Source organism: Methanohalophilus sp. DAL1 (assembly GCF_001683555.1).
Classification (GTDB): Archaea; Halobacteriota; Methanosarcinia; order Methanosarcinales; family Methanosarcinaceae; genus Methanohalophilus; species Methanohalophilus euhalobius.
On sequence record NZ_MAFX01000010.1, the window covers coordinates 19,462 to 40,340 of the forward strand.

Below are 20,879 nucleotides of genomic sequence, written 5' to 3' on the forward strand. Positions count from 1 at the left end.
AGGTGATTCACAATGGAATATATATATGCAGCACTTTTACTCCACAACGCTGGAAAAGATGTTACTGAAGATGCAGTAAAAGCTGTCCTTGAGGCAGCAGGTACCGATGTAGACGAAGCACGTGCAAAAGCTCTCATTGCAGCTCTTGAAGATGTAGACATCGAAGAAGCTATGAGCACCGCAGCAGTTGCAGCAGCACCTGCAGCAGCACCAGCAGCAGCACCTGCTGAAGCTACAGAAGAGGCAGCTGAGGCTGAGGAAGAAGAGGAAGAAGACGAGGCAGAAGAGAGCGGCATGGCCGGTCTTGGTGCACTCTTTGGATAATTTCCTCACTTTGTCCGCTACGGCGGACATCTTTTTACTTTTTAATAATAGACAGTCGACTTTATCTGTATTGACCAACAAGGTTGTGGTCAATGTCCCGTTTCTCAATTGTATCTACCCTTCATCCGGTGTGGCAAATGAAAATACGTAGGCGTCCCTATGTTCTGTCACACGGTGTAACTTCCCGTTGCAATATGCAATGTCCTTTCTGTGAATACTGGCAGGAAGAAAAAGCAGAGATGACATTTGAAGAAATTGCCCAAATGCTTGACGAGGCTGCAGATTTTGGTATAGGTGTCTACAATGCCTGGACAACGGAACCCCTGCTTCGAGAAGATCTTCCTGCTATTCTGGAACATGCTCATTCAAAAGGCATAATGACTTCTCTGGTAACCAATGGTCTGCTTCTGGAAAAACGCCTGCCTGATCTTTCAAACCTTGATTTACTTTCTATTTCGGTAGACGGGCTGGAAAGTTACAGAGAGATAAGGGGCATCGATATATCCCGCATCCTTCCCGGGATCAAAAAAAGTGTTGAGATAATGGAACGTCCTGTTCTGTTGAATTGTGTTATAAGCTCTAAAAACGTGGATGAACTAACCGACCTTGTGTATTTTGCAGCAGAGATTGGTGCCAGGATTTCTTTTGAACCTCTGTATGAATTTGAAAATATCAAGGATGATGTATGGGAGAACATGGAGGTTAAAGACCGTGAGGCATATCGCAAAGCTCTGGATTCACTGATAGAGATGAAATCACAGGGCTATCCGATTATTAATTCCCTAACCTATCTCAAAATGGTACGTAACAGAAAACCATCTTTCAAATGCCATGCTCCTGATATTATACTGAATGTGGGTTGTGATGGTATGGTGGAAACATGCCGGGTTCATCGCCAACCCCTTGCTGATATCAGAAAGGGTGTGGAAAATGCCTGGGAGGCAAGTACAGCGACCATGACAAAAATCGTGAATGAATGCGATAAATGCCTTTTCTTCGGTTATGCCGAAAACAGCTTACTGTATGATTACAATCTGGAGGCGTTGCGTCATTACGAATGGATGTGATCATTTTTCTATCCGGATTTCCGGATGACCTGTAATATCCAGTCTTTGCGCAGCATTTCCACCATTGATAGCTATTTCCAGAAAGCTGTGGCTGCCTGTAAGGATCAGCAATTCATTTTTTTGTACTCTGCCATAAGTCAGGGAATAAGACGCTATATTTCCCTTAACTACTAACTTTTCTGCAGGTCTGGCAAAGTCTTCCAGCATCTTTGTCGGAATATTTGTTATTACATTTCCAAAACTGTCGATGTATAGGACTTTTCCATAAAGTTTGTCCACAGATGCATTGGCTTTTCCGAAATTAAGTTTTTCAAAGGTTTCTATGGGTTGGCCTATATCCTCTGCTTCATGGCCAGATGCCAGCAAACCGGCCGCAGGGGCGAATATGTCCCTGCCATGGAATGTATTGGATATTTTGTCCAGCATGGCTTTTTCTCCAATCTCGAAAACCTCAACATCGCCAATCCGTTGGGCAGCAGGGATGAGCAGTCCGTTATCCGGTCCGACAAAGTACTGATTTGCTGCGCGTACAATTATAGCTTTTCTGCCGGTACCGACCCCGGGGTCCACCACTGCCAGATGGATTGTACCTGAAGGAAAAAAGTGTGTGGTGGTGTAAAGGGCAAAAGCCGCAGATAATATATCTCCCTGATTTATATCATGTGTCAGGTCGATGAATGTTGGATCTTCGCACATGTCCAGGATAACCGCTTTCATGGAGGCAGGATAGAGATCCTTGAAATCTGTTGTAAGGGTAATTATTTTCATAACATTTTGTTTTGAAAGGGAACTTATATGGGTGTCGCCAGTGGGCTTTTTTTTAAAAGGTTTATATACTAAATCATCTATGTACCATCAATAAGCCGATGCTATTTAGTAAATCTTCATAAGATTGGAGGTATTATTATGGAAAGTTCTCAATTATTCTTGATATTATTGGCAGTCTACTTAGCTGGACTGATCGGTATAGGCTGGTATTTTACCAAAAGACAAAACACAGTAACCGATTTCTGGCTTGCCGGCAGACGTATCGGGACGATCGGTGTAGGATTCTCCTCAGCAGCATCCTGGTTGACGGCAGGAGGCCTGCTTTCAGTTATTGCATTCTTCATGCTGCAGGGAATGGGATCTATATGGGGATTTGTGGCTCCCAACATTCTTGCTCTTCTGATAATTGCTATCTTTGTGAAGAAGATAAAGAATCTGCCTGCAATAACCCAGGCAGAATTACTTGAGCAACGTTACAGTGCGGCAATCAGGGCGCCGATAGGTATTATAATTACTATCGTCATGATTCTTTTTGCAGTGGCTGATATCAAAGGTTTCGCTCTCGTACTTGAGATATTCTATGGTTTTGATCCACTGTATGCAGCCCTGATTGTTGCTCTGGCAGTCTCTGTTTATGTTACTTTAGGAGGTCTTAGTGCGGTTGTCTGGACCGATGTGGTGCAGTTCCTTTTCCTTTCTGTGTTCACTATAGTCATCGCAATTGTTGCTGTAGGAGCAGCTACAGGTGGTGCTGTTGATGCCCCTGCCAATACAGGCGAATTATTCTCCAGTGTCTCTTCTGGCTGGTGGAATCCGCTGTCTATCGGAATCCCGATGGTATTGATATTTTTGTTTGCAATCGTTCCCGGCTGGATCACCGAGCAGGACCCCTGGCAGAAAGTATGGGCTGCGCGTGATTCTAAATCCGCACGTAATGGAATGCTTCTGGGTACCCTCTTGATAACAATTGTATTTGCGGGTTGTGCGGTAATTGCTATCGCTCTGAGTTCCATTTACCCGGAAATACCGGCTGCAGGTTTCCCTATGGGAATGGCTCAGGCAGAACCGGCATTGCTTGTATTTGTGCTTGAAAACTTTTCCCAGCTGGTTATTGCCCTGAGTGCGATAGGCCTTGCTGCTGCTGCTATGTCCTGTACGGATACCTTTGCAACTTCCGGTGCATCCTGTGTGTCCCGTGATATCTATCAACGTTTCATTAAACCGGATGCCACCATGAAACAGATGCTTGCGGTTAACAGGCTCAGTGTACTTTTTATAGTCCTTGCAGCTACTGTGGGTTCGTTTTTCATTACCAGTATCCTTGAAGCTATTCATATAGCCACATACATTGCCAGTGCTTCCTACTTCTTCCCATTGATGGGAGGTCTTTACTGGAAGCGTGCTACCAAGGAAGGTGCCATGGCAGGCCTTATTGTAGGTGCAGTCGTCCAGATAAGCCTGATTGTGTATGATATTTACATGACAGCTCCAATGGCTCCTGCATATCTCCAGACGGTTCACCCGGTCCTGATGAACCACGGTGTCATTGCTGGCATGGGCCTTAGTGCAGTTGCCTTTTTCGGAGTATCCCTGTTAACAAAACCATCCAGTGCTGTCAATCTTGCTCCCTTCTTCAAGGAAGAGGCAAAGAACCTGGCAGCTGAAGCAACAGTTACAGTTGAGGACGACGATCCCAAATTCCAGAAGTTCCTCAAGAGAATCGATGAGCAACTCGCCGGTGAAAGAGCACATCTGCATGTGCGGCTGGAAAGTTCGGCTTCCGTGAACTGGCACAGGTTCGTTGAATCCCTGCGCTCTTCCTACGTTGCCTGGCTAACTCCTACCGGAATGAATTCTGTATATCGCCTTGTACAGGCGGATATGCTTTCCTGCGTATCCATAACACGTGGTACCACAGATAAAGAGATCTGGTTTGCCTCGGAACCTCCTGTATCGGAAATGGGTGCCCAGAAGAAGGAACTCTATGTAGCCTATAATGAGGTTGCTGCAGCCCTTGAAAGCATGGGTGTTTTCCTTACGATAGTCGAAGAATGAGTGAAGGGGCAATCCCTTCCTTTCTTGGACACCGATAACTTTTTTAAATAATCTGTCGGTGGATAGTATAATGCGAAAACAAGTGGTAGTCCTATTTCTGATTCTCACTTCAGCCATCTATTTTAGTGGTTGCATCGATGACATTATACCTGTTGATGAAACCACTGAAACAGCCAATGCATCGGAGTATACACTGGACCCGTTCATTGCTAATGTTTCATGTGAGTGCGGAATTAATACGACTACTTTCTACCTTTTCCCCGATTCACCTGTAAAAGCGGTTTATGTACTTGAGAATGTAGATCGTCTTGAGGTAGTTCCCCTGGAAGATATTACAAATCCAGGTACCGATGTACTTTCAAACATTGTAATTGTGGCCAAACCGGGAGGATATAACGGTAACCCAGCTGCAACAGTCAGACAGTTGTCCACCTCGGGTCCAATGGATTCGATAGACTATACCCTTTCTGAAGAATCCGAGTCCGGGCAGACCAAACAGGTAATTTCCTTCAATCAAAGTCTTACAGGGTTTGTGGCCTATACAATGGAGGTGCCTATGGGGCAGGATTTTATGTATGTACCATCACACCTTTCCACTGTAAGGGTGGTCCTTCCAGAAGGGTATACAACAGGCAACCAGTTTATAGGGAAGGTTGAACCAGCACCCGATTCCAGGTATGTCGATGAACAGGGCAGGGAAGTACTTGTCTGGAATAACCTACGTCAGAATACTTCTTCATCATTGTCTTCTATGGCAAAAGGTTTTTTGCCTTCCGATGAAGAAGAGCAAGAAGAAATTAAGTTTAAGACTCTCTATCTCAAATATTATTCAGAAGATGCACCCCGTAACCTGCTGATCGGTACATCAATACTTGGTGTAGGCGTGCTTCTGGTCATTGGGAATTATCTGCGTAATCGTAAAAAACTGAATGAAACGATACGGATAGCAGAAGAAAACTGGAAAAAAGATAAAAATCGTTGAAGGTTATATCACAAATTGCATTCCATCGTATCCCATAGGGAATTTCTGTGCTGCGGTAGAATGGGGTTTGAAGAAGTGGCTCATGTGGGTAAAAACGACTTCTTTTGCCTTTATCTTTTGGGCAAGTTCCAGTGCATCTTTTGCATCCATATGTTTTTTGATATGCAACACATCTGAATCCGGTACAATTGCATCGGCTATCAAAAGGTCAGGACTGTCAATCAATTCAAGACTTTTTTGAGGGATTTGCCCTTCGCAATCTCCCGTGAATACCACTTTTTTACCATCTTCTTCTATGATTACGCCTACAGGATTGCTCACCGGCCTGTGCTTGACTTCAAAAAGAGTAACCTTAAGCCCTATAATTTCAAAGGTCTCATTGATTTTTACGTTGTTTCTCCTGGGTTTCAAAAAAGCCAGGTATTCCAGGATGTAGTCAAGGGTTTCAGCAAGCCCGTATACATCTACCTTCCTTTGCACCCTGTGGAATTCCCCAAAACCGGTAAAATGATCATAATGACCGTGAGTCCATATCACTCCGTCCACGTGCTTTATATTGTGCTCAAGCAATTGCTGGCGCAGGTCGGGCCCTGTGTCCAGCAAAATTGTACCGGTCTTTGATTCTACAAGAATAGAACATCTGAGACGGTTGCTTTTCCCACCCTTTTGTCCATCCTGGCAGGTGGGACAGTTACAGCCGATAACCGGTGTACCGGGAGCATCTCCTGTGCCCAGTAATGTCACTTTCACTTAAGACACCCTGTCATACTGCTGAAGGTATTTTTCGGATTTTATATGTGAACGACTGTTGAATGATTCCACTGCATCAAGAAGGTCTTTGTTACTGAGTTCCCGACGCTCCTCTAGCAGGGCATCCAGGACGCCCTCCCGGATTACCACTCTCAGGTCGGATCCACTATAACCTTCTGTAATTTCGGCAATTGCTGCAGTGTCAAAGTCCCCTTCGATATGCCTTGTGACAATGTCAAGGATATTTTTCCTCATCTCATAATCCGGAAAAGGGAATTCAAGTATTTCATCAAATCTTCTCCATGCAGCTGAGTCCAGCATGTGAGGATGGTTGGTAGCAGCGATCAGGAGTACTCCGTCCCTTGTTAGACTTATTTCATCGATTGCCTTGAGGAGTGTGTTGACAGCTCTTTTCAGGGCCGCATGTTCATCCGAGGTCCGGGTTTTTGCAATAAAGTCGAATTCATCCACAAAAAGAATGCAGGGATTGAGTTTTTTTGCCAGTTCAAATACCCTGTCAATGTTCTTTGCTGTTTCACCAAGATACTGGTCTGTAATCATGGATAATTTTACTTCAACAAAAGGAATGGATAACATTTCGGAGAGTGCTCTTGCAACTGATGTTTTCCCGGTGCCCGGGGGACCAACCAGCAATACCTTGCCCACATCGTACAGCCCAATTTCTTTCAGGTAATCCCTAAATTTGATGGCTTTGACTATCTTGTCAACTTCGGATTTCTGTTTTTTTGTGAGGATTAGTTCGGACATGCCCTGTTGTATATCTTCCGGGGCCAGGAGTTGTGCCAGTTTGAGCATATCTTCCCCGCCTTCTTCCTCCATTACCTCGGCTTTGAGGGAGTCTATCCATTCCCTGTCTACTTCCTTGGGTTTGGTGCTGTCCCGTGTTTTACTGTAGCTGACTCCTTCTTTTTCAGCTTTCTCAAAGTAATAGGCCAGTGCAGGATTTTCTTCGATACGACTGAAAGTGTCCTGTTTTTCGAACCAGCTAATGGCCATATCAAGAGAAGTTAATTTGATCTTGTAACCAACTTCATCGATTTCTACGAAGGGAAGGCCCTTTAATACTTTTTTAGTTTCACTTTCTCCATACAGTTTATTCACGTCAGTGAGGGATACATGAATGGGTCGGGGTACTCCTTTGGCCTCTTTTTTCCAGTAGTGCTTCCTTATGGGTTTTGGAAGGTCGTTGACATCCAATACTTGATTCTGGTTGTATATCTGGGCCGTCAACAAAAGTTCTATTATATCAAGTGTATTGTCGGACATTTTGATACCTTACATCCAGGATTTTTATTTAAGGGCAGGTCGAAAACGGTTTGTCTGAACCACCCTATTATGTATTTTCCCTAAATATAACTTATGCCACCCTGTTCGCATGTTCCAAGTCAGGCAAGTTTTAGATAGCCTTTACCGGGGGTGTAGATGTCTCCCGAATTTTTCAGGTTTTCAAGAGTTTTTTCGATTTTTTCTCTCTCAAAACCTGCCTCTTCAGCCATCTGGAATAACTGTCTGATCTGAATTTTTTCCTGTTTTTCAAGAGCATTTATGATATATTTAGAAGGATTTGCAGATCTTTTTTGAGTAGGCGGGCTTGGCTGGAGCTGATCAATGCTTGCATCTGATAGAATCTGGCTGACTTTTTTTGAATCGGATCCCTGTAGCTGTGCCTGAAGAGCTGTTCGTGCCGCTATTGCTTCATCGAGTATTTCTGTCCTGTGGAATTTCCTCAATTTACGAAACTGCAAGGTTGCACCACATCTCTGGCATTTTATGGTTTTTTGACCCCGGTCTTCTGTAACCTGGCATTGCAAGCGGCATTTGGTGCAAATTATTACAGCATAGGCTACCATGTAAACACTTCCTTATTTGCCATAGCGGCGTTTCCTTTTCTGAAAATCCCTGATAATACGCAAAAAATCAATCCTTCTGAAACGGTTCCAGTTAATATCTGTGAAATATAGTTCTGAATAGACTGATTGCCATATAAGAAAATCTGAAAGATGTCTTCCTCCCGAGCGTATTATCAAATCCGGTTCTCCTTCTATTGTCAGATGGGATTCAAGAATATTGTCATCAATATCTTCCGGTTCTATGTTTCCTTTTTCTACATCACAGAGAATTGTCCTGACAGAAGAGGTAATCTCTTTTTTTCCTCCATATCCCAGTACAAAAATGATGCTGGGGTTTTTTCCGGGTTTTGTGAGTAATGTACTGCCGTCTTCTCCATATACGTCATAGCCTGTTTTAGGGGGCAGTTTGACGCATATTCTTTCAATGACCTGAACCAATCTGTAAATCATCTTGTTTTTGAGATCGGCTTTTTCATCCAGAATATCCACATTAAAATAGATTTTCTTGATGTCAAACTCCTGGCACCAGTTTATGAATTGGAGTGTTTTTTGGCTACTATTTTTTTGGAGTAGATCTGTTTCAGGCAGGACTATTGCAAGAGAGGAAGGTGGATTTTGATGTTCCTGTTGTATTTTTTTCAGGAGATGGTTTTCGTACAATTTATGTAGCAACCCGAAGCCCTCCTTCTGAGATGTCATTTGGCAGTTGAGACTATCTTTATAACATCTCCGTCCTTGAGTTCATATTTGTCTCCGAGTCTCATCCGGGTGCGCCCGTCTACAGCATAAAGGAAACGGTCCCCAATGTCGGTATGCACCTTGTATGCAAGTTCATGCGCAGTGGATCCTTTTTTGACCAGGTAGGCATCAGGAAGCATGCGACCTTTCTTGTCGGTCCAGTGCCCTTCATCTTCGACAGGGTAAACTACAATTAGGTCGAGCTGGTCAAAGACTGCCCGGTTGATGCATTCCTGTACTCCACATCCATGGGGTTTGCGGGATACCACGAAATTTTTAAGTTTTTCCAGTCCCTTTATCTGTTTTTCACTCAGGTCGCTTCCCTCTATGGCAAAGTCTTCATCACCTGGTTTGTAATCAATTGCTCCGGTACTGGCCGCATTTCGGATGGCCAATTCGGCTGCAGCACTTGTGGGTACGACTATAATCTCAAGTTTTTCAAGGTTTTCGACATTTTCCGGTGGGGCTACATCCAGTTTGTTCGCGGCGATGATGACAGGTTTGCTGAGCAGTCGGATGTACTCACAGAGCTGGCACATATCTTCATCTTCCCATTTGATATATTCGCGTTTGCCGAGCTGGTCTATTGCTATGTTCACATGTTCTTCACAGACCCCGGCTCCCATGAGCTGGTTTGCAATTGCTTCCTCTACCTTTAGATTCTCTGCTTTTATTTTGCGTGCCAGGCGTTCCCAGTTGCGACACAGGATACCTTTCATCCACATGGTAATCTCCCTGTTGAGGAAATCGACATCCTCCAGGGGATCATGGCTGCCGATATCGCCAGGGTTGCCCTCTATATCTGTGGCGCCGGAGGCATCAATTACGTGAATGATTGCCTGGGCCTGGCTCAGTTCGTCCAGAAAGGCATTTCCCAGCCCGCGACCCTGGTGGGCATCGGGCACAAGACCGGCCACATCGATGATCTCGATTGGTACAAAGCGTATCCCGTCTTCACAGTTACCACATCTTTTGTCCCGCTCGATACACGGGCAGGTTGTGCGAACGTAGGTGATCCCACGATTGGCATCAATGGTGGTGAATGGGTAATTGGCGATATCCACCTCTGCCATGGTTGCGGCTTTGAAGAATGTTGATTTGCCTGCATTTGGCTTTCCTGCAAGGCCTATAGTCATTGTCATGTTCTATCAATCACATGCTTGATGGATTTAACTTTTGTTGGTGGTTTAACGCTTTACCACCAAACATTTATATTCGAGAAGATAATTAGGAACCCAAGTCAATGAGTGTCCCGGTAGGGTAGCGGATATCCTTGGGGCCTGCGGAGCCTTAGACCTGAGTTCAAGTCTCAGTCGGGACGTACATTGTACTTTTCGGAGGCACTTTTTCCGTGTGGGGTTAACTAACCCCTCCTCGGTGGTGCCTCTTATGAGTATCTCCCTTTTTTGTTGTCATTTCTACTAATAGTCTCAAACATGTATTCGGTGTAACCACACATCTAAGAATAATCATAATCGATTATCTTTCCGATGTGAAAAATGTGGTTATGAAACTAATGCAGACCTAACCTAATCGGTGCAATGAATATTGAACACAAAACACGGGATTACAGGTATATCCTGGAATCTCAGGGGTGCTTGTCAGCCACCCGGACGAATGCTTAATTGACATTCAAGCACCTTCCATAAGGGAGGGGTAGTTGACAATCTAGGGGTTGTGGAAACAGTTTACTTGCAGGGAATGAAGGACTGAAGACTGAATATTGCCGGGAAGTAGCTCAGAAATACCTATACCATCGGTTGTAGGCATATCAGGCCTTCTCCTCTACTTTACCCCTTCTTATTTATAAGATATTAGTTAATACTGTACCCATCTGCTGTATATTTTCGATATCTTTTTCTCACTCTTTCAAGCAACTTTTATATAGAAGTTCAATCATCTAGAACGAACAGGTTGAGAGTACATAGTGCTCTTTTCTTGATGCAATTTACTGGATCATAATTATATAAGGAGGTCAAAGTTTGGCAGGACAGCCGATATACATTTTAGCAGACGGAAGTCAGGTAACAAGGGGCAGAGATGCCCAGAGCAACAATATTCTGGCAGGCAAGGCAGTTGCCAACGCAGTCCGTACTACCCTTGGTCCCAAGGGTATGGACAAGATGCTTGTGGATTCAATGGGTGATGTGGTAATCACCAATGACGGTGCAACCATTCTCAAGGAAATGGACATTGAACACCCCACGGCCAAAATGATCGTTGAGGTGGCCAAGACCCAGGATGATGAAGTCGGAGACGGTACGACAACAGCAGCCGTACTGGCCGGTGAATTCCTTTCCAAGGCAGAGGAACTTCTCAAGAAAGGTGTACACCCCACAATTATTGCAACAGGTTACAGGCAGGCATCCAAAAAGGCGATTGAAATCGTAAAAAGTATAAGTATAGATATTTCCCGTGACGATACTGAAGCCCTCAAAAAAGTGGCAAAAACCGCAATTACCGGCAAAGGTGCAGAATCTCACAAGGAAATGCTTGCAGAGCTTACCGTTGAAGCCGTATCTCTCATAGGAGAAGAAACGGATGATGGCTATGTTGCAGATGTAAGTGACATCAAGATAGAAAAGCAGGCTGGTGAAAGTGTTGGTGAGTCCAAACTTGTAAAAGGCCTTGTTCTTGATAAAGCCCGCACACATCCCAATATGCCCGAAAAGGTAGAGGATGCAAAAATCCTTGTCCTCAGTATCCCGGTTGAATTCAAAAAGACCGAGATGGATGCCGAGATCAAGATATCTTCCCCGGATCAGATGCAGATGTTTTTGGACCAGGAAGAAAAGATGGTCAAACAGATGACCGACAAGATTCTGAATTCCGGTGCAAATGTTGTATTCTGCCAGAAAGGAATCGATGACCTTGCACAATATTACCTCGAAAAGGCTGGCGTATATGCCGCCAAGAGGCTCAAAAAGAGCGATCTGGATCGTATCTGTGAAGCTACTGGTGCAACAAATATTCAGGATATCGATGAAATCACTGCCAATGACCTGGGTTCTGCAGACCTTGTGGAAGAACGTGATATAAAAGGCAACAAGATGACCTATATCACAGGATGCAGGGAAAAGAAAGCTGTTTCAATAATCCTTCACGGTGGTACCCAGCACGTTGTAGATTCTCTCCAGCATGCTATGGATGATGCTCTTCACGTAGTTGCTGTGGCTCTGGAAGACGGCAAGGTCGTCGCAGGCGGTGGATCTCCGGAAGTAGAACTCTCCATGCGTCTTGGTGAATATGCATCCTCCCTCAGTGGCAGGGAACAGCTTGCAGTTGCCAAATTCGCAGAAGCATTTGAAGTAATTCCCGAGACCCTTGCCGAAAACTCAGGTTATGACCCAATAAACAAACTTGTTGAACTGCGTTCCAAACATGAAGAAGGTAACAAGAGAATGGGGCTTAATGTATACACCGGCGAGGTTGTTGACATGTGGGAGAGCAATGTAATCGAACCACTACGTGCCAAGACACAGGCAATTAATGCCGGAACCGAAGCAGCTGTCATGGTTCTCAGAATTGATGACGTTGTTGCGGCATCCCCTCACTCCAACCAGGCATCCCCCGAAATGCCTGATATGGACATGGATATGTAAGATAAGGTGGTTTCTATCACCTTCTTTTTTTTTAATGTGATTACTTTTCAGGGTAAAATTTAAATATATTGTTAACCATTGAGAGCACATGGTTAACAGCAATGATTTATCCGATCCCCCAGTCAGGAAAATGGTCTATGCAGCCCTTTTTGCTTCCATGACCGCCGTAGGTGCTTACATCAGTATTCCGGTGGGTTTGGTACCTGTTACCCTGCAGACATTATTTGTAATTCTTGCAGGGGCGGTACTGGGTGCTCGATGGGGTATGCTAAGTATGTTCATCTATGTTTTACTCGGTATTGTAGGGTTACCTGTGTTTTCAGGGGGCAGTTCCGGACTCGGTGTGCTGGTTGGTCCCACAGGGGGCTATATCATAGGTTTCATTCTGGCAGCTCTTGTAATTGGTTTCCTCTTTGAAAAATTCCAGTACAGGTCCATTGCTGGTATGGTTGCCATATTCCTTGCCGGTATGATCGCCATCTACATTCCCGGCTATTTCCAGTTGATGTATGTGGCATCCCTAGGAGTACAGGAAACATTTGCATTGGGTGTTGCTCCATTTATCCCGGGAGCTGCTATTAAGATTGCAGCTGCGACCCTCATTTATCGATATCTCAAGACGGAATCTTTGGTATGATAGAGATTAAGGATCTAAGTTTTGGTTTCAAGGAAAATCAACGTATTCTTGACAGCATCAATGTGTCGGTTGACAGCGGTGAACTCATTGCCGTAGTAGGCGGTAATGGTAGCGGTAAGTCCACCTTTGTCAGGCATCTGAATGGTTTACTGCTGCCTGATGAAGGTATGGTGAAAATATGGGGTATGGACACATGCGTAATCTCCAATCTAACTGCTATACGCAGGAAAGTTGGTATGGTTTTCCAGAATCCCCTCACCCAGTTCGTAGGTGCTACTGTAGAGGAAGATGTGGCTTTTGGTCTTGAGAACCTGGCCTATCCTGCATCAGTAATCCGTAAAAAAACGGATGTTTCTCTTGCAGAGCTGGGGATATCCCATCTGGCAGGTAAATCCCCTTTGGAACTAAGTGGAGGACAGATGCAGCTTGCAGCTCTTGCAGGTGTCCTTGTCATGGAGCCTGAATGTGTGATATTTGACGAGGTAACCACCATGCTGGACCCCTTCTCAAAACAACAGGTGCTTGCAACCATCACCAGGCTTCATGAAAAGGGCAAGACGATAATAATGGTCACCCACGACCTGGAGGAGGTCCATCTTGCTGAAAGGGTTATAGCTTTTGAAAAGGGCAGGATTGTTTATGATGGCAAATCCTCTTTGTTTTTTGATTCCCCTGCTGTGTCAAACTCCGGTATTTCAATTCCTCCTCTTACTGAACTTGCCCTGTGGCTGCGGAATAATGGTCTGAAAGAGATCGATGTTTCAAACCCTGATGTTAATACACTGGAGGAATCTATCTGGCAATTGAAGTCAAGAATTTGAATTTTTCATACGGGCAAAATTTAGTTTTACAAAATGTATCCATGTGCATAAAACCCGGTGAAATCGTGGGGTTGACGGGGCCTGTAGGCGCGGGCAAATCAACCTTGTTGCGTCTGCTTGTTGGTCTGCTAGAACCGGACAAAGGTATTGTGCAAATTGATGGTTGTCCATTCCATGTTAAAAAAGTCAGAGAAATGGTAGGTGTCCTGTTTCAGCATTCTTCCAGACAACTCTTTGAAAAAACGGTTTATGATGATATTGCTTTTGGTCCTTCTAATTTTGGTTTTGATAGAAGGGATATTGAAAGGCAGGTCAACAAGGCAGTAAATATAGTGGGTCTGGATAAATCCCTCCTTGAAGCATCTCCCTTCGGGATTAGTGGAGGGGAACAGAAATTGGTGTCTCTGGCAGGAATAGTTGCCCAGTCTCCCCGATATATGGTGCTCGATGAACCTTTTGCAGGGCTTGATACAAAGGGAAAAACGCGCCTCCCTCATATTCTACAGACCTTGCAGAATATGGGATTAGGAATCATCGTAATTTCTCATCACCTTGATAAACTGCTGGGAGTAGCTCCGCGAATTATCTACCTGCGGGATGGAATAATTTGTTTTGATGGTCAAAGGCAGCAGTACCTTTTGGATGATAGTCTTCCTCTACCGCCTATAACCGCTTTGATGAAGAGGCTGCATGCAAGGGGTTTACCAGTGAACCCGGCTACGTTTACAGTGAAAAGTGCAATCAAGCAATTGGAATACTTAGAAACCGGAGATGTGGATAATGCCTGATTATTTTTTGAGTTTTGTCCCCGGAGATTCCTTCTTGCACAAGCTTGATCCCCGCACAAAACTAATAGCTACGATGCTGACCAGCATTTTGATCTTCAGGTTGCATCTTACAGGTCTGGTCCTGCTATTTGCATTTTTCATAGTTTTGTACGATCTTTCGTCTGTGCGGATTGCACTGCTGCGAAACCTTCGTCCAATTGCCCCCTTCTTAATCTTAATTTTTATATTCCAGCTATTTCTGATACCCGGGAATATTTTTATGGATTTGTATGGGTTTTCAGCCACCACAGAAGGCCTTTTTGAGGGCCTGAGGATTGTGGGGCGTTTTATTCTTTTGATACAATTTGCCTCCCTGTTGACGGCTACGACTTCTCCTGCTCATATGACTGCGGGAATTGAAAGGCTACTTCGCCCCCTGTCCGGCAAGGTCTTAGGAGCGACTTCGTTTGAAATTGCCACCATGATGTCCCTCTCCATTCATCTGGTTCCTGTTTTGAACAGGTTCCTGAAAGAAGTATACCAGGCACAGCTCTGCAGGGGGCTGGGAAGGCAAAAGAGGATTTCAGGATTGGTCTCACTGGCGATACCTTTGCTCAGGGGAGCCTTCAGGATGATGGACGATATATCTATGGGAATGGAAAGCAGATGTTATCAGGGCAACTACAGGACATCCCTTTTCGAATTAAAAATGAAAAAAAACGACTGGATAGCCCTTATGTTGGTTTTTGTATTGTTGCTTGGCTTCTGGAATTTGAATATCACTCTTATTCCCTCCTATCAGATATAATGCGGAGGATTCTGATAAACGTTCCTCTTCCAGAACTTCTATAAAATTTGTTCTTATTATTACTCTACTAGCCTGTTTCCCGGGCAATTATTCTGAAATATCTGCTTATTTTTAGATAGCTTACGCCCTCAGTCCACCACCTTTTTTCTTTTTAACGTCCTCATTTGATGCAAATTGAAACAAAACGCCGTAACCATCACCTTTCCCGCTTTGAATACGCCTTTTGTCACCGCATACACCCTTTCACAGGGCATCCTCTGTACACTACTCCTGTCATTGCGCATAATCTGTTTGATATTCAGTGGCTTTCCTCTTGCCGCTCTTTGCATCGTTGCTGCAAATCCTTTTGCCGCCACTTCGAAATATCCCTTATCCCTATACACCACTTCTCCTTTTTTTGACCAATTCCCATCCCTGCTTCTTCTTCTTGTTTTTGCCTCATCACCTCTCATTTTCTCCTGATTGGCATGTCCAGGTTCTGCAACAATAAAGGTTGCATCCTGAATCATTCCCTTTTTAATTTCCAATCCTTTCCCTGAATGACCATACAGTTGTGTCATCAGGTATTCGTTTTGGAAAATGTTGCAGATTGAAAATCTGCAACTCCTGTTAAATCTCTGATTCAACATGATCCAGGAACTTTCTGAATGAAATGCGATCAATACATTGTCGTTCATTCTGGATCAAAAAAGACCATGCCATTGTTGTAACACAAGCATTTTGAACATCATTACAACATCATTTTCAGGTCGACCACCTTTGTCTGTCCTGTTGATATACATTGATTCCAGTATGGGACGAAATGGTTTCCAGTCAATCAACTTGTCTTTCAGATAGTTTTCACCAGCAGCTATCAAACGGTCATATTCTGTGTTTCAGGGTGAAATTAATGAAAGTACTCATATAACTAAATTTATCTTGATAGAATATAAATATTGTTGTTTAGTTTGGGTGAGGGGAGGAGTTAATCAGAAATCTCTGAAGACAATGATATGTGGAAAATACGTTTCATCGATGAGGGGAGGGAGTACCCGATGATAAAAGAGAAGTCATATTTGAAAGATTCGAAAGAGCAGGGTCATCTGTCAGTATAAAAGAAACCGGGCTTGGACTTGCAATTGCAAAAAAGACAACGGAACTACATGGCGGCCAGACTGGTGTTGAAGACAGGGAAGATAGAAAGGGGAGCATTTTCGGGATCACCCTCCCCTGTGCCTGATCAGGCGTGTTTTACCACACATTTATGCAGGCCGGTGACCTCCACAATATCACTGTTATCCGGACTCTGAATTATCATCTGTCCCTTGCGAAGATAAGGAATCCTTTTTTCAAATTCCAGTGGAACATTTAATGCATTTATGGCATTGTCGTTTGAGAGATTGAGAATGATCCGACTATTTATCTGCTTGAGCACGGTGTCATCGATATCCTGTGGATCCTGGGTAATCAGGAAAAGACCAAGTGTTTCCTTGCGCCCCTGCCTTGCTGCATCTGCAAATCTGGATACGATACGTCTTGAATGAGCCGACATCGCACCGGAAAGATACCTGTGTGCTTCATCAAGAGCCAGTAATACGGGAGTTTTCTTAACAGAATCATTGCCTGATGTACTGAGTTTGTTATCCACTACAATTGTCATCAAGGTGAGAGTAATGAGGTCCCTGATACGGCTATTATTTATATATTCAGTCGGAAATACACTGACCCTGCCAGGCTTGAAAACCTCATCAAGTATTTCGGTTATCGGTTTTGCCGGCTGGTCGAATACCCTGCTGAAAGAGCGATTTTTGACCTTACGCACAATGGCATCATAGGAGGATTCATGGATTTTCCCACTATCCACATAAACAGAACGTGTGCCTTCATCCGCAATGAAAATTGTAAATCCCTGATAGGTATGATTTGCAGGAGTCTTGAAATAATCCTCAAGCAACAGCTCAAGGCCTATATACTGGTTTTCCGTCAATTCAGCTGCTGATATCAACCAGGAATTATTTCTTACAAGTTCGAAAGGAATTGTAAATTCCATTTGTTGTGCACGGGATTTACCCGGATAGGACTGGCCGTCCACACTTGCCAGGAATGTCCTTGTATCCTGATGGCCTCCATGCAAGACGCCCTCTTCTGCAAAGGTTACTTCATCGGCATATCCTATATCCGGATTATCCTCAAACAACTGGGAATATTCATCCTGCGGATCCATTATCACAAGACATGGGTTTTTCTTCCTGCCCTGCTCACCCCTTACAAGATACTGATTATCCGATGCCAGGAATTGACGCAGAATATTTTTTGTAAGGAAGGTTTTCCCCGTACCGGTACTTCCGCACACCAGCATATGACGGAACATGAGAGGATCACCCATTGAATAATCGTTGCGCAGATAGTAGGCAACTGTTGGAGGAGAAGCATGTGTCCTGACAAGTTCACCCCCCACACTCAAATGTCCCAGAAAAATACCTTCAGTCGGAATGTTGAGACCTGTCTGGATCTTGAGTTTTTCAGAAACCGGTAGTATTGGAGTATTGGGACGGGGAAGCCTGTCGGCCATGCGACGCATTAGGCCTGCCTTTGCTGGAGACAGGATACATAGAGGGTCAAGATATGCAAGGAATTTGTAATCTATCTCATTGGTATTATTGGCCTTTAACATGCGCCGGGAATGCAACTCTGTCGCATCATCAACTTCAAATTCCTGAAGGTACTGCAGTTTCCAGACCCTTGCAAACAGATCTTCATCTCCGTAGGGAACCAGTACATATGTACCAAGCCTGACATTCGGCCTGTGCGAAGAAGTAATATAACCAGTAAGTCGTGCACCTGATTCAGTTATTTCCAGCGGGTCAATTCCTGTTGTAATTGTACCCAGCGCATTATCAAAGGATGACCCATCCGGATTATCCACTGTATCAGGAACATATTCCTCAAAATCTTCAACCGGTTCTTTCGAGGATACATTGCCCCCTTTATTACCTGTGGCATAAGCAAGTATGTCGTCATCATTATCCATCTGTATCACTCCAGCGTATATCGTTGTATTTCGTATCAACCCTGAGTTTACTGAATTGCCCAAGAATCTGTTTCCTTTCTTTTGTGCGTATCTTTGCTATCGAATCCACCTTGGAGAGTGTCGGTGGGATACCGCCTATTGAAATGTCATATAATACTTTGCGGGTGAGCAGGTGCCTCATATCATCATCTTTTGTCAGACCATAAGGAGACTCTACTTTAAAAAGAACATTCATAGCAGGAACATAAATTACAAAAAATGTTAATGCATAATCCTCTGCAGCATACTTGTGGGAAAGAGAACTATCCATCAAAGGACTTGTGGTCTGGAGCATATTCTCATAGAACTGGTTGGGTTGCATGAACCAGTTTGTATACGTAATACAATTGCGTGAGTCTTCAGCAGAAGGATGAAGGACGTTTTTGAAAAACTGGGCATCTACCAGCCAGGGTATATCCAGTTCCATTTCCTGTTTTTTAAGCGTTTGTACGATCTGCATATCTTCAGGATTTTTCACAAATCCTACCAGTGGAAGACTATTATCCATTGCATGATCCATGATGTCAATATAATTTTGCAATATTTTCAATGCTGAGGGGTCATATCTTATTCTGACTTCTTCAGAGGGGACAACCATCCAGTACATTAGCTGTTTAGGATATATGGGTCCATCCATTATGAAAAAATCCTCTTTTGTAAAAATATCTTTCATCCAGAGAATATGTTCGGACTCGGAAAGGTAAAGAGCAATATTGTGAACGAGGCGTTTTTCCCTGGTCTCCAGCAGACCTGCCTCAATTTTTACCAGGCGACTTCTGCCATTGTCCCTATCAAATAATCTCCAGTCCTGTGAAGTGTTGATAGTAACATTTGCAGAAGAGGAATAAGTAGCAGCAACTATTGTTCTTTTGGAATGGATATCAAGATCGCTTGGCGAGGAAGCCATCGCACAATGGCAGAAATCCAGTGCAAGCCCCGAATCAAAGAAAAAAGTGTTGGTGCTTCCACTATCAGAAGAAAGAGTTCTTTCAACAGGGTCTTTTGATTGTGACATTCGGGCCATGTCTACCTTTCCCCTGTATAGCCTCCCGATGGATTTCAAAACAATTCTGGAGCCGTATTTTAGTTCTTTCAAAAAATCAAGAAGATCATTAGCATCGCTATCTTCATTTTCCTGCTCTACATCCATTTCAATACCGGATGCGATTTCTTGTATGGCTTTTATGTGAATCGGTTCAAGTGACATTTAATGCTAAAAGAGGTCCCTGACAATATATAATCATTCACATAGACTGGAATTTTCAGCAGATAGCGCCATTTTTTCATAGAAAATGTATCACCATAAAGTATAAAAAGAATTAAGCCATTTATAATTTGAATTCCAAACGATTATTCCCTGTTTAATATTGAAGTATGTTTACAAAAAAGATTGTTATAATCTTTTACTAAATAACCTATAAAAAAAAAGGGGTTATTTTTATTTCTGAGGAAAGAATGAAGAAAATTGTAGTTAGCAACTTAACGAAGATATTTGGTAAGCATCCAAAGAAAGCTTTGTCCTATGTTGAAGAAGGTCTTTCAAAAGATGAAATCTTCAACAAGACTGGCCAGACCGTAGGACTGTATAATGTGAGTTTTGATGTGTATGAAGGAGAAATTTTTGTACTTATGGGCCTTTCAGGCTCCGGTAAGTCAACTCTTCTACGTTGCCTAAACCGGCTCATTGAACCCACATCCGGATTGATAACTATTGGCGATGAGGATGTTACAAAGGCCTCCAGTGAGAGACTCAGGTTGATCAGGGAAAAGCAGATCAGCATGGTCTTCCAGAATTTCGCCCTTTTGCCACACAGAACCATCATTGATAATGTTGCTTATGGTCTTGAAATACAGGATTTCTCAAAGGAGGAGAGACATGAAAAGGCATCAGTCGCAATAGAAACTGTTGGACTGAAAGGTCATGAATTCAGTAAACCATCCCAGTTGAGTGGAGGTATGCAGCAGAGGGTCGGACTTGCGAGAGCCCTTGCAACAGATCCTGAGATACTTTTAATGGATGAAGCATTCAGTGCCCTTGACCCGCTTATCCGCAGTGAGATGCAGGACGAGTTGCTTGAACTTGAGGAAAAGATGCAGAAAACAATTGTTTTCGTATCACATGACCTTGATGAGGCCCTCAAGCTCGGTGACCGTATTGCCTTGATGAAAGATGGAGAAATTGCCCAGATCGGGACTGCTGAAGAGATCCTCTCAAACCCTGCGAACGATTATGTATCCAGGTTCGTTGCCGGTGTGGACAAAACTAAGATCCTTACTGCTGAGAATGTAATGAAGAGGCCTGACCCGGTTGTATCACTCAAATCCGGTCTACAAGTTGCCCTGAAACTCATGGAAAAGCACGGCATATCCTCTATATACGTGGTGGATAAAGCCAAGCGTCTTCAGGGATTCCTGAAAGTCGATGATGCGGTCCGGGCACAGAAAGCCGGAAAGACCATAGAAGATGTAATCATAAAGGAATTCCCGAAAACTACAGTCGATACTCCACTTCAAGACCTCATATCTATCCAGGTAGAAACGGACCAGCCAATTGCGATTGTTAATGAAAATGACAAACTTGTAGGCGTGGTCGTCAGAGGCAGCATCCTTGCTGCACTTAAGACCACTGAAGATGAAGAG

At 43.8% G+C, this 20,879-nt stretch carries 19 protein-coding genes, 1 tRNA gene and 2 pseudogenes; 13 read left to right on the forward strand and 9 right to left on the reverse strand.

Going from position 1 to position 20,879, the window contains the following annotated elements:
• Positions 1-12 precede the first annotated feature (12 nt).
• Together rpl12p and A9957_RS02710 are read left to right on the forward strand one after the other, a co-directional pair.
• Complete coding sequence (gene rpl12p / locus A9957_RS02705) at positions 13-324, forward strand: 50S ribosomal protein P1 (protein ID WP_072358597.1); 312 nt, start codon at positions 13-15, stop codon at positions 322-324.
• A gap of 137 nt (positions 325-461) precedes the next feature.
• Complete coding sequence (locus tag A9957_RS02710; protein ID WP_241645997.1) at positions 462-1,391, forward strand: radical SAM protein; 930 nt, start codon at positions 462-464, stop codon at positions 1,389-1,391.
• Here A9957_RS02710 and A9957_RS02715 read toward each other — a convergent pair whose 3' ends face one another.
• The gene (locus A9957_RS02715) at positions 1,392-2,159 is read right to left on the reverse strand and encodes an S-adenosyl-l-methionine hydroxide adenosyltransferase family protein (RefSeq protein WP_292343094.1); all 768 of its coding nucleotides are present in this window, start codon (positions 2,157-2,159) and stop codon (positions 1,392-1,394) included.
• Positions 2,160-2,297: 138 nt separating this feature from the next.
• Between A9957_RS02715 and A9957_RS02720 the strand changes: the two genes are divergently transcribed.
• Positions 2,298-4,214: a sodium:solute symporter gene (locus A9957_RS02720; protein WP_128754597.1), complete on the forward strand. Its 1,917-nt coding sequence runs from the start codon at positions 2,298-2,300 to the stop codon at positions 4,212-4,214.
• A gap of 70 nt (positions 4,215-4,284) precedes the next feature.
• Complete coding sequence (locus tag A9957_RS02725) at positions 4,285-5,196, forward strand: DUF5803 family protein (RefSeq protein ID WP_292343096.1); 912 nt, start codon at positions 4,285-4,287, stop codon at positions 5,194-5,196.
• A 3-nt stretch (positions 5,197-5,199) separates the two neighbouring features.
• Here A9957_RS02725 and A9957_RS02730 read toward each other — a convergent pair whose 3' ends face one another.
• The 5 genes from A9957_RS02730 to A9957_RS02750 all read right to left on the reverse strand — a co-directional run bounded on the left by A9957_RS02730 (position 5,200) and on the right by A9957_RS02750 (position 9,697).
• Entirely contained in the window at positions 5,200-5,946 is a 747-nt protein-coding gene (locus tag A9957_RS02730; protein ID WP_096712571.1) for an MBL fold metallo-hydrolase, read from the reverse strand.
• Positions 5,947-7,233, reverse strand: a complete 1,287-nt coding sequence (locus tag A9957_RS02735) for an ATP-binding protein (RefSeq protein WP_096712572.1) — start codon at positions 7,231-7,233, stop codon at positions 5,947-5,949.
• Between the two features lie 119 nt (positions 7,234-7,352).
• The gene (locus tag A9957_RS02740) at positions 7,353-7,817 is read right to left on the reverse strand and encodes a DUF5817 domain-containing protein (RefSeq protein ID WP_105460496.1); all 465 of its coding nucleotides are present in this window, start codon (positions 7,815-7,817) and stop codon (positions 7,353-7,355) included.
• Between the two features lie 12 nt (positions 7,818-7,829).
• Positions 7,830-8,489 carry an undecaprenyl diphosphate synthase family protein gene (locus A9957_RS02745; RefSeq protein WP_164909058.1) on the reverse strand — a complete coding sequence of 220 codons (660 nt, stop codon included), beginning with the start codon at positions 8,487-8,489 and terminating at the stop codon, positions 7,830-7,832.
• 23 nt (positions 8,490-8,512) lie between these two features.
• Entirely contained in the window at positions 8,513-9,697 is a 1,185-nt protein-coding gene (locus A9957_RS02750; protein WP_105460498.1) for a redox-regulated ATPase YchF, read from the reverse strand.
• Positions 9,698-9,804: 107 nt separating this feature from the next.
• On the opposite strand from A9957_RS02750, the gene A9957_RS02755 reads away from it, so the two are divergent.
• The 7 genes from A9957_RS02755 to A9957_RS02785 all read left to right on the forward strand — a co-directional run bounded on the left by A9957_RS02755 (position 9,805) and on the right by A9957_RS02785 (position 15,190).
• Positions 9,805-9,876 (forward strand) — tRNA-Arg (locus A9957_RS02755).
• Between the two features lie 119 nt (positions 9,877-9,995).
• Complete coding sequence (locus tag A9957_RS02760; protein ID WP_292343112.1) at positions 9,996-10,088, forward strand: hypothetical protein; 93 nt, start codon at positions 9,996-9,998, stop codon at positions 10,086-10,088.
• 449 nt (positions 10,089-10,537) lie between these two features.
• Complete coding sequence (thsA, locus tag A9957_RS02765; RefSeq protein WP_292343098.1) at positions 10,538-12,157, forward strand: thermosome subunit alpha; 1,620 nt, start codon at positions 10,538-10,540, stop codon at positions 12,155-12,157.
• An 88-nt stretch (positions 12,158-12,245) separates the two neighbouring features.
• Positions 12,246-12,794 carry a biotin transporter BioY gene (locus A9957_RS02770; RefSeq protein WP_292343100.1) on the forward strand — a complete coding sequence of 183 codons (549 nt, stop codon included), beginning with the start codon at positions 12,246-12,248 and terminating at the stop codon, positions 12,792-12,794.
• Positions 12,791-13,615 carry an ATP-binding cassette domain-containing protein gene (locus A9957_RS02775; RefSeq protein WP_292343102.1) on the forward strand — a complete coding sequence of 275 codons (825 nt, stop codon included), beginning with the start codon at positions 12,791-12,793 and terminating at the stop codon, positions 13,613-13,615. The genes A9957_RS02770 and A9957_RS02775 overlap by 4 nt, the downstream gene beginning before the upstream one ends.
• A complete protein-coding gene (locus A9957_RS02780) occupies positions 13,612-14,403 on the forward strand; it encodes an ATP-binding cassette domain-containing protein (RefSeq protein WP_096712579.1) in 792 nt (263 codons plus the stop codon). Before A9957_RS02775 ends, A9957_RS02780 begins: the two co-directional genes overlap by 4 nt.
• Positions 14,396-15,190: an energy-coupling factor transporter transmembrane protein EcfT gene (locus A9957_RS02785; protein ID WP_292343104.1), complete on the forward strand. Its 795-nt coding sequence runs from the start codon at positions 14,396-14,398 to the stop codon at positions 15,188-15,190. Before A9957_RS02780 ends, A9957_RS02785 begins: the two co-directional genes overlap by 8 nt.
• 128 nt (positions 15,191-15,318) lie before the next feature.
• Here A9957_RS02785 and A9957_RS02790 read toward each other — a convergent pair.
• Positions 15,319-16,093: pseudogene (locus A9957_RS02790) on the reverse strand (transposase).
• Between the two features lie 127 nt (positions 16,094-16,220).
• Between A9957_RS02790 and A9957_RS10565 the strand changes: the two are divergent.
• Positions 16,221-16,409: pseudogene (locus tag A9957_RS10565) on the forward strand (ATP-binding protein); the annotation flags it as partial.
• Here A9957_RS10565 and A9957_RS02795 read toward each other — a convergent pair.
• Both A9957_RS02795 and A9957_RS02800 read right to left on the reverse strand, forming a co-directional pair.
• Positions 16,410-18,200, reverse strand: a complete 1,791-nt coding sequence (locus A9957_RS02795; protein ID WP_292343106.1) for an ATP-binding protein — start codon at positions 18,198-18,200, stop codon at positions 16,410-16,412.
• Entirely contained in the window at positions 18,193-19,446 is a 1,254-nt protein-coding gene (locus tag A9957_RS02800) for a DNA double-strand break repair nuclease NurA (protein ID WP_292343108.1), read from the reverse strand. Before A9957_RS02800 ends, A9957_RS02795 begins: the two co-directional genes overlap by 8 nt.
• A 248-nt stretch (positions 19,447-19,694) precedes the next feature.
• Here A9957_RS02800 and A9957_RS02805 point away from each other — a divergent pair.
• Positions 19,695-20,879: glycine betaine/L-proline ABC transporter ATP-binding protein (locus tag A9957_RS02805; RefSeq protein ID WP_292343110.1), on the forward strand; the 1,185-nt coding region annotated here is incomplete at its 3' end.

What these genes read in the sequence shown, in the direction of transcription:
- A9957_RS02750 (WP_105460498.1), bottom strand. Translation starts at nt 9,697, where the DNA reads ATGACAATGACTATAGGCCTTGCAGGAAAGCCAAATGCAGGCAAATCA.
- A9957_RS02715 (WP_292343094.1), bottom strand. Translation starts at nt 2,159, where the DNA reads ATGAAAATAATTACCCTTACAACAGATTTCAAGGATCTCTATCCTGCC.
- A9957_RS02785 (WP_292343104.1), top strand. Translation starts at nt 14,396, where the DNA reads ATGCCTGATTATTTTTTGAGTTTTGTCCCCGGAGATTCCTTCTTGCAC.
- A9957_RS02770 (WP_292343100.1), top strand. Translation starts at nt 12,246, where the DNA reads ATGGTTAACAGCAATGATTTATCCGATCCCCCAGTCAGGAAAATGGTC.
- A9957_RS02775 (WP_292343102.1), top strand. Translation starts at nt 12,791, where the DNA reads ATGATAGAGATTAAGGATCTAAGTTTTGGTTTCAAGGAAAATCAACGT.
- rpl12p (WP_072358597.1), top strand. Translation starts at nt 13, where the DNA reads ATGGAATATATATATGCAGCACTTTTACTCCACAACGCTGGAAAAGAT.
- A9957_RS02710 (WP_241645997.1), top strand. Translation starts at nt 462, where the DNA reads ATGAAAATACGTAGGCGTCCCTATGTTCTGTCACACGGTGTAACTTCC.
- A9957_RS02800 (WP_292343108.1), bottom strand. Translation starts at nt 19,446, where the DNA reads ATGTCACTTGAACCGATTCACATAAAAGCCATACAAGAAATCGCATCC.
- A9957_RS02725 (WP_292343096.1), top strand. Translation starts at nt 4,285, where the DNA reads ATGCGAAAACAAGTGGTAGTCCTATTTCTGATTCTCACTTCAGCCATC.
- A9957_RS02795 (WP_292343106.1), bottom strand. Translation starts at nt 18,200, where the DNA reads ATGGATAATGATGACGACATACTTGCTTATGCCACAGGTAATAAAGGG.
- A9957_RS02720 (WP_128754597.1), top strand. Translation starts at nt 2,298, where the DNA reads ATGGAAAGTTCTCAATTATTCTTGATATTATTGGCAGTCTACTTAGCT.
- A9957_RS02735 (WP_096712572.1), bottom strand. Translation starts at nt 7,233, where the DNA reads ATGTCCGACAATACACTTGATATAATAGAACTTTTGTTGACGGCCCAG.
- A9957_RS02740 (WP_105460496.1), bottom strand. Translation starts at nt 7,817, where the DNA reads ATGGTAGCCTATGCTGTAATAATTTGCACCAAATGCCGCTTGCAATGC.